The following is a 14,453-nucleotide window of genomic DNA, read 5'->3' on the forward strand; positions in this document are numbered from 1 at the left end:
AGGAGGATGTTGGCCAAGCTGCGTTATCGACGGGTAGCTCTATTCCTCGATCCAGACACGCTCGATGATGCGATCACCGGACAGGTCGGCAACACCGCTGGGCTCGAAGCCTTTGACGCGGGCCGACTTCGCATCGAGAAAATCAGCGAAGACCGGAATCACGCTTGGGCCTTCATCATGGAGGATGGCCTGCAACTCGCCATAGATTTCCTTGCGCTTGTCGAAGTCCAGCGTGGCCTTGCCTTCGGCCAGGAGCGTGTCGAAGCGCGAATTGGACCAGTAGCTCTCGTTCCAGGCCGAGTCCGTGCCGTATATCAGCGATAACGTCTGGTCGATCGGACGATTCAGCCAACTGGATACCGCCAGCGGCTTCTTCATCCAGGTATCAGTCCAGTAGCCATCCGGGGGACGCCGGATCACGTTCAGGTTGATTCCCGCGGCACCGGCCTTGCTCTGATAGACCTCGGAAAGACTGACAGCCTCGGGCAGAGCTGCCTCCGACGTATAAAGCTCGATCGACAGCGACTCGAGCCCGGCTTCCTTGAGATGGAACCTGGCGCGGTCAGGATCGAAGCTCCGCTGTTCCAGCGCGCTGTTGTAATACGGATTGTCTGGCGAGATCGGATGATCGTTGCCCAGCGAGCCGAGCCCTTTCATGACCACGTCGAGCATTGCCTGCCGGTCACAGCCATATTTCAGCGCCTGGCGAATATGGTTGTTGCTGGTGGGCTCGGCGTTGAATGCGCATATGAACGTCCAGTGCACCGCCCCGGGTGAGCGGACGAGTTCCACCGATTTGTTACGCTCGAGGAGGCCCGCGACCTTCCGATCGACCTGGTTGATCACATCCGCGGTTCCGCTCTGAAGGCCGGAGAGCCGGGCGGCGGCGTCATTGACGACTGTAAGGACAACCCGGTCGACATGGGCGCGATCCGTTTTCCAATAGTTCGGATTGCGGTTCAGCGTCGCCCGGATACCCGGCTGGAACTCTTCCAGAATGTAGCCGCCGGTGCCCGTCAGGTTTTCCCAGTCCTTGAAATCGGCTGGCACGATCATTGCGTGATAATCTGAGAAGGTCCGCATGAATTCCGCATTGGGGCTTTCCAGCCTCAGGGTGACCTCATGCGGTCCGGTGGCCGTGATCTCGACGATGGCGTTGAAAAGGGAAGCCGCTCCCGAGGTCGTGTCCGTGCCGCGGTGGAGGTTGATCGAATAGACCACGTCCTCCGCGTCGAGCGATTTGCCGTTGTGAAATGAAATTCCCTCGCGGATCTTGAGAACCCAGGTGATTGCATCGGAGCTATCCCAGCTTTCGGCAAGCTCAGGGATCAGGCTCCCGTCGGGAAGGATTTCGACGAGCTGGTTGCAAACCGCCACGCCGATAACCCGCTGCACCTGTTGAGTGAAAGCTCGCGGATCGAGCGAATTGTCAGAGCTGCCGCCAGCCATTGCCAGACGAAACTCCGAGCCCTTCCGGGGCGTACTGGCCCGAGCCATGCCCAATGGCAGAAGCAGCCCAGCGGCGGCGCCGGTAGCCAGGAAGTTGCGTCTGGTAAGTGCAGGCTGATAGATGGGCATGCTATGACTTCCTATTCCTGATCTTGTTGGACTGACTTGTTCTGGAGATCCCGCATGTCGTCATGCAGGCTCCGGTAGGTATGGGACCGAACCGCGAGCGCTGCGGCTTCTTCGTTCCCCGCGAGGATCGCTTCGAAGATTGGCTTGTGCCAGTCGATAAGGTTTATCCGCCGCGGCCAGTTCTTCTCGGACCAGCGATAAAGCCATTCTGTTCGCCCGGAGATGCTCTCATACTGCCGGATCAGAAGATCGTTGCCGCTTGTCCGGACGATGCCGGCGTGGAAGGCCAGATCGGCGCGAAGGCGTTCTTCCGCCGTTCCGTCGGCCTCTGATGCGATGAGGTGCTCATAAGAGGAAAGCAACTGCGCCTTCGCAGGCTCATCCAGATGTCTGGCAAGAAGACGCGCGGAGAGTTCCTCAAGGGCGCCACGGACTTCATAGGTTTCCCTCAGGACATTGTCGTCCACCGCCTGCACGGCCCAGCCGGCATAAGGCCTGCGCACGACCAGGTTCTCCGCAGTCAACGCGGCAAGGGCAGCGCGGACCGTGCCGCGGCCGACCTCCATGTTGGCGCATAGTTCCTGTTCGGTGAGGCGCTGATTTGGGTGCAATACGGCACCAATGATCATCCGGCGCAGCTGCTGAACGGCACGATCCACGAGACTGAGCTTTTCAAGTTTCATTATCATCTTCCTGTGATGTACAATTGCCGATTGTCGACAATTGTCAATATGAACTTTGCATCCTGGCCTAAAAGAATTAGCTCGACGCGGTTCCGGAGAGCTTCGACCGAACCGGTAACCGGGCGTCGCCGACCGGAGCGCACCATTGCGGCGCATCCGGCGCAAGCGGGGCACCTCGTGAGCGAGACCTTGTCGAAATCCTTCGGTCCTCCTCCAGGCCAAGCCGGGTGGGAGGGCTGGCGAGGCGATTGCGCACGGCAGTGCCGTGTCCTCCTGAATCGATCAGCTTGTTTTGCCGATCCTGGCTTTCACGAAGACGTCGTAACGGATGCTCTTCCCCAGGATCTGATGGGACGGCTTGGGGAGTTCTGGCATCGGTTCCGCACGCATGGGCCATTTAAGCACCACGCGGTTGCGCGCAGTCTCCAGGGCGACCTGCATCAATTGCGAGGCGTCGGGATCCGTGCCGACGATTTCGCGGATCAGCCGCATCTCCTTTTTCACAAGGGCCGTATTGCCGCTCGGCGGATGCATAGGATCGACCAACACCACCTGCGGGTTCAATTGCGGCAGCAGGGCGCATGAGTCACCATGGATCAGCGTCATCCGCGCAACCGTTTCGGCGTACCGCCCGCCCTGTTGTCGGGCGCGATCGAGCCCTTCGGCAAGGAGGCTATGCATCGTCATGGAGCGCTCGACGAGGGTGACGCGCGCACCAAGCGACGCCAGGAAAAACGCGTCTCGGCCGAGGCCCGCGGTCGCGTCCACGATTTCCGGCGTGACGCCGCGCGAAAACCCTGCGGCTTTCGCCAGCGCCTGTCCACGCCCCTCGCCGGAGCGAAAACGGTGGCCGACCGCGCCGCCGACGAAATCGACGATCAGGGATGTTGTGTCGATGTTTTGCGCCATCGTTGCTCTCAGAAGGGCACGGGGGCGTTGAAAGTAACGTCCTCGCCACGGGGATGACGAAAGCTCAGCTCTTCGGCATGGAGAAGCAGGCGGTCTGCGGCCGCCAGAGCCGCGCCGTCGGCATAGAACTCGTCGCCCAGGATCACGTGACCCAACGCCTTCATGTGCACCCGCAACTGATGCGTGCGTCCCGTCAACGGGAAAAGGCGCAGGCGCGTGGTGTTCTCGCCATATCCGAGAACGCGCCAGCGCGTCTGCGCGGGCCTGCCGTTGTCATGGTCGACGCGATGCCGGGGTTTGTTGTCCGGGTCGATGGCCAAAGGCAGGTCGATCAGTCCTTCTTCATCCTCGACCCGCCCCCAGACTACGGCCACATAGGATTTCTTCGTAGTGCGCGCCTCGAACTGCGCCGCAACCGCGGCATGAGCCTTGCGGTTTAGGGACATCAGCACCAGGCCGGACGTGTCCTTGTCCAGTCGATGAATGATCAGGGCTTGCGGAAATTTTTCCTGAACGCGCGTTGCCAGGCTGTCCGCCAGCGCGGGGTGGCGCGCGGGCACCGAAAGAAGACCGCTCGGCTTATCGAGCACGAGAAGATCCGCGTCGCGATGGAGGATCGAGACATAGGGCTCCAGCGGCGGATTATAGACGGGAAATGCACCTGACAACGAATTCATGGCGGCCATATAGCATGGAATCAAGCCGTGCGGAGAACAGCGTTATCGGAAGGTAGCATGAGGGGCGGGGCTTCAATCGTGCGACGTGAACTCGAAGAATTGCAGGAACAATTCACGCTCGGTGGTGATGTCGAGCTTCTCGTAGATGCGCCGCCGATGGTTCTTGGCCGTGCCCACGGTAATGCCGAGCCGCCTGGCGATGGCCGCAGTAGGGTGGCCGGCGAGCACGAGCTGCACCAGTTCTCGCTCGCGCTGGGTCAGCGCCGGCCACAGACCGCCGGGGATGCAGGGCGTGCGTGGCGAGGCGGCGGGACCGCTCGGTGCCGAAGTGCGCAGGAAATCCGGGCCCCGCGCTTTGATGTCGAGCGCGTGCAGGGCGGAAAAGACCGGCAGCCTTTCCTCGAGCAGCGCGATCTCCCTGTCCCTGAAGGGCCGGCTTGTGCGATCCAGAAAGATGCCCAGGCACCAGTCGCCGCCATCGGCCAGCATGATGCCGACCTCGTCGCAGATCTGCGATTGCGCCAGGAAGCCGGCAATATACTGGCCGCGCTTGACCTCGTCGCCGGCCAGCCGCTTCAGCGGCATGATGCCGAGCCGCCGCTCGCCGCGCCATGAAGCGTAGAAGGGGTCGAAGACGTAGTAGCTGTCGAGATAGTGCTGCACCATCTCGTCGGAAAAGCCCCGGTGCTTGACGAATTCGGGTTTGCGGGTGGCCGAATAGCGCGCGACCGTCACCAGGTCGTGGGCGGTGTCGGCGCCGATCAGGTCGATCAGGCAATCGATATGCCGCTCCGTGCCCACCGCCCCGATTGCCCCGGCCAGCTTTCCCCACATCCCTGCATCCTTTTTCCAGACATTCCAGCGCGAATGGCGCGCAGTCTCGACAGGATGGGGGGCCAAGGCAACCCCCGCGCCGCGTGGCGGCGACCCTGAAGGGTAAGGCGAGGGGGTGCCTTTAGGCATATGGCCGGGCGCGGCCGCGCGGCGCTAGGCTCTTCCAATACTGGCCAGCTTTTCGGGAGATGACAGTGAACCAGCCCATCGTTATCGGCATCGACGCCGGCGGAACCATGACCGACACGATCCTTGTGGACCACGACGGCAACTTCAAGATTGGCAAGTCGGCAACAACTCCCCTCGATGAGGCCGAAGGTTTCCTGACCTCTGCCGAGGACGCGGCCGATGCCTGGGGCATCTCGCTGGAGACGCTGTTTTCCGGTGTCAACGTGGTGCTCTATTCAGGCACCGGAATGCTCAACACACTGCTGTCGCGCACCGGGCGAAAGCTCGGGCTCATCACCAGCAAGGGCATGGAGGACATGATCCTGATGGGGCGCGGGCTACAGGCCTGGGCTGACTATTCCTATGCTGACCGGCTCCACGCCATCACCCATCACCATCCCGACCCGCTGGTGCCGCGCCGCCGCACGCATGGCGTCACCGAGCGCGTCGACCATTTCGGCGATGTCATTATTCCGCTGTATGAGCATGAGGTCGGGGCTGCGGCCAGGAAGCTGATCGCGGACAAGGTCGATGCCATCTGCATCATGACGATCTTCTCCCACGTCAATCCGGTGCATGAACAGCGTATAGCCGAGATTTGTCGCGAGGAGATCGAAAAGGCAGGCGCCGACATCACCGTCTACACCTCCCATGAAGTACGCCCCGTCATTCGCGAACAGTCGCGGCTGAACTCGGTGCTGATCGAGGCCTACGCCACCTCGCGCGGCCGCAAGCAGCTCAAGGGCATCGAGGACGTCTCCAGGAAATACGGCTTCAAATACGGCGTGCAGACGCTGCTTTCTTTCGGCGGTCTGACCTCGATCAACCATCCGCGCCTGCACGAAACGATGATCTCCGGCCCTATCGGCGGCATTCTGGGCGCGGCCTATGTGGGCAAGCTGATCGGCAACGACTCGCTCATCTGCTCGGACATGGGCGGCACCTCTTTCGACATGGGCGTCATCACGCGCGGCCAGACCCGCATCGAGAACGAGCCGCTGATGGACCGCTTCAAGCTCAACGTGCCGACGCTGCATCTCGACACGATCGGCGCGGGCGCGGGAATGATCCTGAAGGTCGATCCGCTGACGAAGAAGGTTTCGCTCGGGCCTGAAAGTGCGGGCTCCGACCCCGGTCCGATCTGTTTCGCCAAGGGCGGCACGGAGCCGACCATTGCCGATTGTGACGCCATCCTCGGTCGCCTCAACCCGCATTATTTCCTCGGCGGCAAGGTCGTCCTGCAGGTCGAGAAGGCGCGCAAGGCGTTCAAGGAAAAATGCGCCGACTTGCTCGGCGTTAGTGTGGAGGAAGCCGCCGAAGGTATGATCGACATGCTGGAAGCGGATGCCAACAACGCACTGCGCCGGGTGATTTCGGGGCAGGGCATCCACCCCTCCGAATTCACGCTTTTGTCTTATGGTGGCTCGGGTCCGCTGCACCTTGCCGGCTGCTCGCGCGGGATCGGCTTCAAGGACATCATCACCTTCCAGTTCGCGGCCGCCTTCTCGGCCTTCGGCTGTACAACGGCCGACTATATGCGCCGCCATTCGGTTTCGACGCAGATCGACATACCGGCCAAGGCCGATGACGCGGCGCTGGAAGCCTTCGGCGCGCGCGTGACGGCGGTGTGGGACGATCTCACCAGGGCCGCGGTGGACGAGATGATCGCCGACGGCCATGCGCGGGAGAAGATCACCACCACGCCGTTCCTGATGATGCGCTACACCGGCCAGCTCGAGGACGTGGAGGTGATGGCGCCGCTGTCTGCCATCAGCAATGCGGACGACATGCGCAAGGTGCTGACCGAGTTCGAGGCGGTCTATGCCAAGGTCAATCATCGCGTCTCGCGTTACGGCGAAGCCGGTTTCTCGATCACCGAACTGGGTCTCATCGCCACTGCCGACAAGGTCAAGCCGACTTTGGCCAGGCGGCCGCTCGGCAAGTCCGATCCGGCGTCGGCGCACAAGGGCGTGCGCGAGGCCTATATCGGCGGGCGCTGGCACAAGGCCAATCTCTACGAGATGGATTTGCTGCAGCCCGGCCATGAAGTGGCCGGACCGGCTATCATCGAACATCCCGCAACCACGCTCGTCGTCCATCCCGAAGACCGTGTCTTCGTCGATGAATGGACGCTGCTGCACTATAACCACGCCTGAGGAGAGGGCCATGCTGAACAGATCAGCTTCACCGGCACGCCTGCGCGAAAGATTGCTCGAATCCGAGCAACTGATGGAAACCACCGGCTGCTACGACGGCATTACCGAGCTTACGCTGCGCAGCCAGGACCCGCTGAAATTCGAGACGCTGCACACCAAGCTGCGCGCCTTTTGCGTGTCGGCGCGCGAAATGGCCCGCCGCATCTCCGCCTCGCCCGGCGTGCGCGAGGTGGGCGAGATGGTGGTCGCCATCTACACCCCCGAAGGCGACGCCATCGCGCTGTCCAACGGCATCATGGTGCATGTTCACACCATGAGCCGGTTCATCAAGTGGATGATCCGCAACGGCTATGAAGACAATCCCGGTATCCGGGAGGGCGACATCTTCGCCAACAACGACGCCTTCATCGGCACAGTGCAGGTGCCGGACGTGATGGATGTCGTGCCGATCTTCTACGAGGGCACGCTGGTCGGCTGGGCGGGCGCGGTCTGCCATGAGCTTGAGGCCGGCGGCATCACGCCCGGCGGCGACGTCTGCCTGGCACAGGAGCGTTTCACCGAGGGCCTGTTCGTCTGCGCCGAGAAGGTCGGCGAGAACGACGAGCTCCGGCGCGATTATGTCATACGCTGCGAGCGCAATCTGCGCATGCCCATCTACTGGGTGCTGGACGAGAAGGCCAAGGTGGCCTCCTGCATCGACATGCGCGAAAGCGTCAAGGCGCTGATCGACGAGATCGGCCTCGACTACTGGATGAAGGTCTCCAAGGAGTTCATCGAGGAAGGGCGACGCGGGCAGCTTGCGCGCACCCGCCATCTCACCGTGCCGGGCAAATATCGCGGCCACACCTTCTATGGCCATGTCACCGAGGGCAAGCCAGGCTTCCAGCCGCTGGGCGACCCGAACTGGCTCTACAACATTCCGGTGGAAATGGAGGTCTCGACGGACGGTAAGATCACGCTGGATTTCGACGGCACGCAGCCCTGGGGCTATCACTCCATGAACTGCACGCCGGCCGGCATGGACGGCGGCATGTTCGTGACGCTCACCCAGCACATGAACTTCGAGGGGCTGGTCAATGACGGCGCCTGGATGGCGACCGAATTGAAACTCCCGCACGGCACCTGGACCAACCCCGACAATGAGATGGTCGCAACCGCCACGTCCTGGGCGCTGCTTCTGCCGGCCTATGGCGTGTTCCAGCGGCTGCTGTCGCGTGGCTTCCTGGCGCGCGGCTATGTCGAGGAAGTGTTCGTCGGGCAGGTCAACAGCCCGATGATCGAGATGGGGGGCAAAAGCCAGTACGGCACCCAGTTCGGCATGGCGCATTTCGAATGCGCCGCCGCCGGCTCCGGTGCGCTCGCCATCAAGGACGGGCTCGATACGGCCTATGTCGGCTGGAACCCCGAATCCGATATGGGCAATATCGAGATCTGGGAACAGACCATGCCAATGGTCTATATCGGTCGCTCCATCGTTCCCAATTCGGGCGGTGCAGGCAAATATCGCGGCGGCTGCTCCTTCATCTCCACCTGGGTGGTCAACAAGACCGACCATCTCAGATTGGTTACGTCGGAACATTCGTCGCGCGTGTTCGACAATGGCGGCATGTGCGGCGGCTATCCCGCGCCGACATGCCAGAAGCACCGTGCGGTGCGCGGTTCCAACATCAACGAGCTTGCTGAGAAGCGCGAGCCGCTGGCGCATGCGCCGGGAACCGACCCGCATGTTTCCGATCTGGAGCGCCGTTTCGAGGGCGAGCATGTCACGCTGGAAGGGCCCTACATCACCGCGCCGCACAAGGCCGGCGACATCTTCACCCATTCCTATAATGGCGGCGGCGGCTATGGCGACGTGCTGGAGCGCGATCCGGTCAAGACGGCATGGGACGTCGAGAACGGTTTTCTGACGCAGGAAGCGGCGGAAAGCGTGTTTGGCATTATCCTGAGCGAAGATGACGACGGCATGCCGGTTGCCGACCTGGAGGCCACGCGCACCCGCCGCGCGGAGATGCGCAAGACGCGGCTTCGCAAGGCGATTCCCGTGGAAGAGTGGATCGCCTCGGAGCGCAAGCGCGTTGAGGCGGCCGACTTCGCGCCCGAAGTGCGCAAGATGTATGCCAGTGCGATGAAGTTGTCGCCTCGCTTTGCCTCCGACTTCCGCGACTTCTGGAAGCTCGATCCCAAGTTCACCCTGCCTGCGGAGTAACGTCCCATGACCTCGTACAGCAAGGAAGTCGTTCACGATCTGGTTTCGGGCAGGCTGCCCTGGCCGCAGACCCGGCGCATCATGAGCGCTTACAAGGATGACGATCGCTTTTTCAAATATATCGCGGTGATGCAGGATCGCGTCACGTGGGACGACCGCATCCTGCTTCCGATCAGCGACCATCTGTTTATCTGCCAGAGCGCTGACGAGCGGGTGACGAAATGCGAATGCGGCCACTCCTTCGGCGACTATCGCAGGAACTGGAAGCTGAAGGCGGCGATCAATGTCCGCAACACCGAGGAGGCGCTGTCGGAAATATACCCCAACAGCGACATTCCGGACCCTCAATGGATGGAAATCCGTGAATTCATCTGCCCCGAATGCGGCACGCTGCACGAGGTGGAGGCAGCAGCGCCCGGCTATCCGATCGTGCACGATTTCGAGCCCGACCTCGAAGGCTTCTATCGCGACTGGCTGAAACAACCTTTGCCACAGGAAAAATGAATGGGAACATTGAGCGGGCGTAGCGCCATCATCACCGGCGGACTGACGGGGCAGGGGCTGGCGATCGCCCATGCGCTGGCGCGGGAGGGCGCCAATGTCGCCGTCGGTTCCTATGTCAACGAGATGGCGGGGCGCCGCGGAGATGCCGCCGCCTATCCGGACCCGGTGGAAATCGCTGAGGTCCGAAGCGCGCTGGAAGTCCATGGCGGCAAGGTTTTCGCCGCGCATCTGGATGTGCGCGACACCGTCGTGATCGACGATTTCGTCGGCGCGGCCGACAAGTACTGCGGACCCGCCGATATCCTCGTCAACGCCGCGGGCACGACCGCCGAGCATCCGGTCAGCGGCCATTCGGACGAGCTGTGGCTGAAGATCATCGACACCAACCTCAACGGCGCCTTCCGGGTGACGCGCCGGCTGCTGCCCGGCATGATCGAGCGCGGTTTCGGCCGCATCATCAATATCGGCTCCACGGCCGCCAGCGTCGGCTGGAAGGAAAATCCGGCCTATTGCGCTTCCAAGTCCGGGCTTCTCGGCCTCACGCGCTGCGTGGCGCTGGAGGGCGCGCCGCATGGCGTGACTTGTGTGATGATCAGCCCGACCTGGGTCGAGACCGAGCTCATGCGCCGCAATGTCGAGCAGATCGTGGCGCGCGAGGGCAAGGGCCGCACGTTGGAAGATGCGATGGCTGACATCGCCACGCAGAACCCCCAGTTGCGCATCATCCAGCCCGAGGAGGTGGCAGCCCTTGCAGCCTTCCTGTGCCGCGAGGAGGCCAAGGGCATAACCATGGAGAATATTCAGATCACGGGCGGGTCGCTCTGGTAGCGACTCGCCCGCTCATGCCGACAACGATAACGGGAAACTTAACAGCAGGAGATAAAGAAGCATGCGCAGACTTGCCTTTGCCACCTTGACCCTCGGTTTCATAGTGCAGGCGGGCGCCGCCTCCGCGATCGAACCCGAAAGCTGCAAACGGGTTCGTTTCTCGGATGTCGGCTGGACCGACATAACCTCCACCACGGCCACAGCCTCGGTCTTATTGGAGGCGCTGGGCTATCAGCCCGAAACCCAGCTTCTCTCCATCCCGGTCACCTATGCCAGCATGAAGGCCAGGAACATCGACGTCTATCTGGGCGACTGGCAGCCGAGCATGGAGACAGACCGCCAGCCCTATCTCGACGACAAGTCGATCGAGGTGGTCGGCACGAACCTAACGGGCGCCAAATACACTTTCGCCGTGCCGAAATATGTGGCCGACGACGGTGTGAAGGACTTTTCCGACCTGCAGAAGTTCGCCGACAAATTCGGCCGCAAGATTTACGGCATCGAGCCAGGCAACAACGGCAATCGCATGATCCTCGACATGATCGGCAAGGGCGATTTTGGCCTGAAGGACTGGGAACTGGTCGAATCCTCCGAGCAAGGCATGCTGGCCGAGGTCGAGCGGGCTGTCCGCAACAAGCAGTGGATCGCTTTTCTCGGTTGGGCGCCGCACCCGATGAACTCGAGGTTTGAGATCGAATATCTGTCAGGTGGCGATGCCTATTTCGGCCCCAATTACGGTGGTGCCGAGATTTTCACCAACATTCGTGCCGGCTACGGAGCCGAATGTCCCAATGTCACAAAGTTCGTTTCCAACCTTCGTTTCACGCTCGAAATGGAAAACGAAATGATGGGCGCTATTCTAGATGACGGGAAGGACCCCAAGATTGCCGCAACCGAATGGCTGAAAACGCACGCCGAAGTCGTCAAACCCTGGCTGGAAGGCGTCACCACCTTCTCTGGCGACGACGCCGCAAAGGCCGTGGAAAGCCATATAGGATCGTAAAATCGGCGACTGGCGCTGGCAGTTTGAAGGGCGGCACTGCGGTGCTCGTCAGTGATATCATCGTCTGTGGCCGATCAGGCCACGCGTGGTGCCGGATAATCTCAACGCTGGTGAGGTGAGGCGTGGGGAGCCTCGCCTCCCTCGCTTTCCGTTGGCGGCATTCAGCGGGATGTGACGAAGCGTTCCAGCTTGCCCAGAGTCTGCAGACCCAGTTCCACGGCACCGAAGCCCTTCGCATCCTGAAACTCGGCAGCCGTGTTGAATACCATGCCCAGCGTGACTTTCGTCGCCCCGTCCTGATCCTCGAACGAGGCCCAGGCGTCGGCATGTTTCGGCCCGTTCTCGCCCCACAGCAGCGTATAGCCGAGCCTCTCCTCGGGCCGTACCTCGATATAAAGGTGGTGATTCGGGAAGACCGTGCCATCCGGCGCGATCATGTCGAAAACCCATTCACCGCCGGTCCGCAGGTCTATCCTTTGCGTACGGCAGGAGAAACCTTCCGGTCCCCACCATTGCGGCAACGTCTCGGGGTTCATCCAGGCGCCCCACACGACGGATCGCGGTGCCCGGATTACCCGCTGCAGCACCATGGTTCTTTCGGCCGCGAGCGCGAGGTTGTCCAGGCCCGCGCCGAAGCCTTCCCGGTAGCCTGCCTCCATGTCCTGCGCCAGCGAAGAAAGCTGCACCGTGACGACCAGCCGGCTGCGTTCATGCGAGCCTGAGAAATCGGCCGTGACCAGTGCTGCCGATTGTATCGCGCCTTCGCACGAGACCACTTCATAGTTCACGCTGCGCACCGCCGGTTGCAACGCCAGCCAACCGCACTCGCAGCGGATATCGGGCTGGCCCTCTGCCTTGCAGAGCGAGATTTCGCGACCGCCCACCCTGGTGTCGGCCTCCTGGAATTCCACGCTGACCGAGGGAGATGGCGCAGCCCAGGTCGCCCGCGCCGCCGGGGCCGTCCATGCTTCCCACAGCACGGTTACCGGCGCCGCCACATCCCGTTCGAAGGTGAGCGTTGCAAAACGGTTCTTTCCATCATCAGACGCTGCGCCGATCGTGGTGTTTGTAGCCAGGTTCTGAGTCATTTTTCGCTTTCCTTCATCACATTCATCACAAATGCGTCCAACCGGTTGAGCCGGGCCTCCCAGATGGCTCGCTGTTCGTCGAGCCATGTCCGCATCGGATCCAGAGCCTCGGGGACGATAGCGCAGGTGCGTATCCGCCCATCCTTGGACGTGGTTATCAATCCTGCTTCCTCCAGCACGCAAAGGTGGCGCATCACGGTGGGCAGTCGCAGTCCCGTGGGGCCGGCCAGATCGGTCACCCGCGCAGGTGTTTCGGCAAGGCGGGTCAACATCGACCGGCGGGTCGGATCCGCCAGGGCATGGAAGAGCAGGGAGAGATCGGGATCATGCTTAGCCATATTGCTAACTATCTTCCGATTTGTCGGCAATGCAAGCAAAAACTTCGCCAATCAGCTAAGTTTTGACCTCGATGCACGCGAGGGGTTAGAGCCATCGGTTTCTGTTGCTGAACTCGCCGAGACGCGCGTCCGGGAAGATCACCGGACAGGGCGCGCATTTTGAACTGCCTGACCGCATCTCGCTGCGGTCAGGCGCCACGAGGAAGGATGCTGGCGCTGGAAGCGGTCATCCGGCAGATCAATTTTGACTGCTCTGATGTGATTTCAGTTAGGCAGCCGCTCGGAGAGTGGGTATGTCTGGGATGAAGCTCGAACTCCGTCGACAAGCCGGTCGCAAAGCGCTGCCCCGACTATCATGGCGGCAAGGCCGATGAGGGAGGAAACCGCCAGCACGGAGCCGCCAGTCAGGCCCGCGCCAACGGTACAGCCGACCGCCAATATGCCGCCGAAACCCATCAGCACACCGCCGATGGCATATCGGACGACGGAAAGTGAGCCGGCGTCCGAAAAAGTCGCAAGGCGGAACTGGTGAGAGAGCAGGGCCGCCGCGAAAGCACCGAGGATGGTGCCGATCAGCAGCCCCTGATCAAGTCCGAAAGCGGAGGATGCCCCGCTGGCCAGCGCGCTGGTGGTGGCGAGCGGGCGGACAAAGGACAGGCTTTCTGCCTGGATTGGCTCGAACACCTGGGTCGAAAGCGTATAGGTGAAATACCAGCCACCGACGATGGTGAGCCCGACCATCATTGCGCCAAGTGCCTTCCAGACTGGCAGGCGGGCAACGATTGTAAGGCCGAGTGCGCAAAGTGTCAGAATGATGCCGATCCACAGACCGGCGGACTGAGGCAGTGCTGCGTGGACGAGCAGATCATTGCCCCCGATGGCGGCAGTGTTCCAAAGGCCGCCAATGCTGTCGCGCAGGGGCACCAGCAGTCCATCATAGGTGGCGCTGCCGACAAGCGCTGTGACCAGGATTGTGAAAATGGCGCGCAGATTGCCGGAAGCGCTGAGCACCAGAAGCCGGGAGACGCAGCCGCGCGCCAGCACCATGCCGAAGCCGAAGACGAGGCCGCCGAACAATGCTCCGGACAGGCTTTGTGCTGTCGAGAAGAACCGCGTTTCGGAAACGTCGAGCGCTCCCTGAACCAGCAGCATCTGTACACCGAGGATGGCGATGGCAAAGCCGATGAACCAGATTGCAACCGCCGAAACCCCGCGACGCCGGGTCAGGTCAAGCACAGCCGAGCGCGTGCAGAAGGCGGTTTTCTGCGCAAAAAACCCGAACAACATGCCAAGCACCGCACCACCGGCAAGCGCTGTACCGTTTTCTCCAATCATGTCGATCGTCGGAACAAGGTCCATAGCGCGGCTCCTCAGCAAACTCTCACAAATGTAATGGAGTGTTCCGTATTAAGCGGGATATCGAAATGCGCGCGGGAGTACCCGACTAGACAAATTTTGCGCTGAAAAGACCTCAGATAGAA

The 14,453-nt window shown here is 61.7% G+C and carries 13 protein-coding genes; 5 read left to right on the forward strand and 8 right to left on the reverse strand.

Going from position 1 to position 14,453, the window contains the following annotated elements; all coding sequences use genetic code 11:
• Positions 1-39 precede the first annotated feature (39 nt).
• The 5 genes from C7441_RS09560 to C7441_RS09580 form a co-directional block, all read right to left on the reverse strand.
• A complete protein-coding gene (locus C7441_RS09560; protein ID WP_109612661.1) occupies positions 40-1,578 on the reverse strand; it encodes an ABC transporter substrate-binding protein in 1,539 nt (512 codons plus the stop codon).
• An 11-nt stretch (positions 1,579-1,589) separates the two neighbouring features.
• Positions 1,590-2,261, reverse strand: coding sequence for a GntR family transcriptional regulator (locus C7441_RS09565; RefSeq protein ID WP_170125071.1), 672 nt, complete (start codon positions 2,259-2,261; stop codon positions 1,590-1,592).
• A gap of 282 nt (positions 2,262-2,543) precedes the next feature.
• Positions 2,544-3,170, reverse strand: coding sequence for a class I SAM-dependent methyltransferase (locus tag C7441_RS09570; RefSeq protein ID WP_109612663.1), 627 nt, complete (start codon positions 3,168-3,170; stop codon positions 2,544-2,546).
• 8 nt (positions 3,171-3,178) lie between these two features.
• Positions 3,179-3,856: an RluA family pseudouridine synthase gene (locus tag C7441_RS09575; protein WP_425326571.1), complete on the reverse strand. Its 678-nt coding sequence runs from the start codon at positions 3,854-3,856 to the stop codon at positions 3,179-3,181.
• 63 nt (positions 3,857-3,919) lie between these two features.
• Positions 3,920-4,681 (reverse strand): helix-turn-helix transcriptional regulator, encoded by a 762-nt coding sequence (locus tag C7441_RS09580; protein WP_109612664.1) that lies wholly within the window; start codon positions 4,679-4,681, stop codon positions 3,920-3,922.
• A 194-nt stretch (positions 4,682-4,875) separates the two neighbouring features.
• On the opposite strand from C7441_RS09580, the gene C7441_RS09585 reads away from it, so the two are divergent.
• The 5 genes from C7441_RS09585 (at position 4,876) to C7441_RS09605 (ending at position 11,546) form a co-directional block, all read left to right on the forward strand.
• Positions 4,876-7,005, forward strand: a complete 2,130-nt coding sequence (locus C7441_RS09585; protein WP_210205623.1) for a hydantoinase/oxoprolinase family protein — start codon at positions 4,876-4,878, stop codon at positions 7,003-7,005.
• A 10-nt stretch (positions 7,006-7,015) separates the two neighbouring features.
• The gene (locus C7441_RS09590; RefSeq protein ID WP_109612666.1) at positions 7,016-9,211 is read left to right on the forward strand and encodes a hydantoinase B/oxoprolinase family protein; all 2,196 of its coding nucleotides are present in this window, start codon (positions 7,016-7,018) and stop codon (positions 9,209-9,211) included.
• A 6-nt stretch (positions 9,212-9,217) separates the two neighbouring features.
• Complete coding sequence (locus C7441_RS09595) at positions 9,218-9,715, forward strand: acetone carboxylase subunit gamma (RefSeq protein WP_019170019.1); 498 nt, start codon at positions 9,218-9,220, stop codon at positions 9,713-9,715.
• The gene (locus tag C7441_RS09600; RefSeq protein WP_109612667.1) at positions 9,716-10,543 is read left to right on the forward strand and encodes an SDR family NAD(P)-dependent oxidoreductase; all 828 of its coding nucleotides are present in this window, start codon (positions 9,716-9,718) and stop codon (positions 10,541-10,543) included.
• A 61-nt stretch (positions 10,544-10,604) separates the two neighbouring features.
• Complete coding sequence (locus tag C7441_RS09605) at positions 10,605-11,546, forward strand: choline ABC transporter substrate-binding protein (RefSeq protein ID WP_109612668.1); 942 nt, start codon at positions 10,605-10,607, stop codon at positions 11,544-11,546.
• Positions 11,547-11,707: 161 nt separating this feature from the next.
• Here the strand turns inward: C7441_RS09605 and C7441_RS09610 are convergent, their stop codons facing one another.
• The 3 genes from C7441_RS09610 to C7441_RS09620 all read right to left on the reverse strand — a co-directional run bounded on the left by C7441_RS09610 (position 11,708) and on the right by C7441_RS09620 (position 14,331).
• Complete coding sequence (locus tag C7441_RS09610) at positions 11,708-12,634, reverse strand: SRPBCC family protein (protein ID WP_109612669.1); 927 nt, start codon at positions 12,632-12,634, stop codon at positions 11,708-11,710.
• Positions 12,631-12,972: an ArsR/SmtB family transcription factor gene (locus tag C7441_RS09615; RefSeq protein WP_109612670.1), complete on the reverse strand. Its 342-nt coding sequence runs from the start codon at positions 12,970-12,972 to the stop codon at positions 12,631-12,633. Before C7441_RS09615 ends, C7441_RS09610 begins: the two co-directional genes overlap by 4 nt.
• Positions 12,973-13,236: 264 nt before the next feature.
• On the reverse strand, positions 13,237-14,331 hold the full coding sequence (locus C7441_RS09620) for a YeeE/YedE family protein (RefSeq protein WP_109612671.1): 1,095 nt from the start codon (positions 14,329-14,331) through the stop codon (positions 13,237-13,239).
• Between the last annotated feature and the right edge of the window lie 122 nt (positions 14,332-14,453).

Origin of the sequence: Pseudaminobacter salicylatoxidans, from assembly GCF_003148475.1 — a bacterium.
Taxonomy (GTDB): domain Bacteria; phylum Pseudomonadota; class Alphaproteobacteria; order Rhizobiales; family Rhizobiaceae; genus Pseudaminobacter; species Pseudaminobacter salicylatoxidans.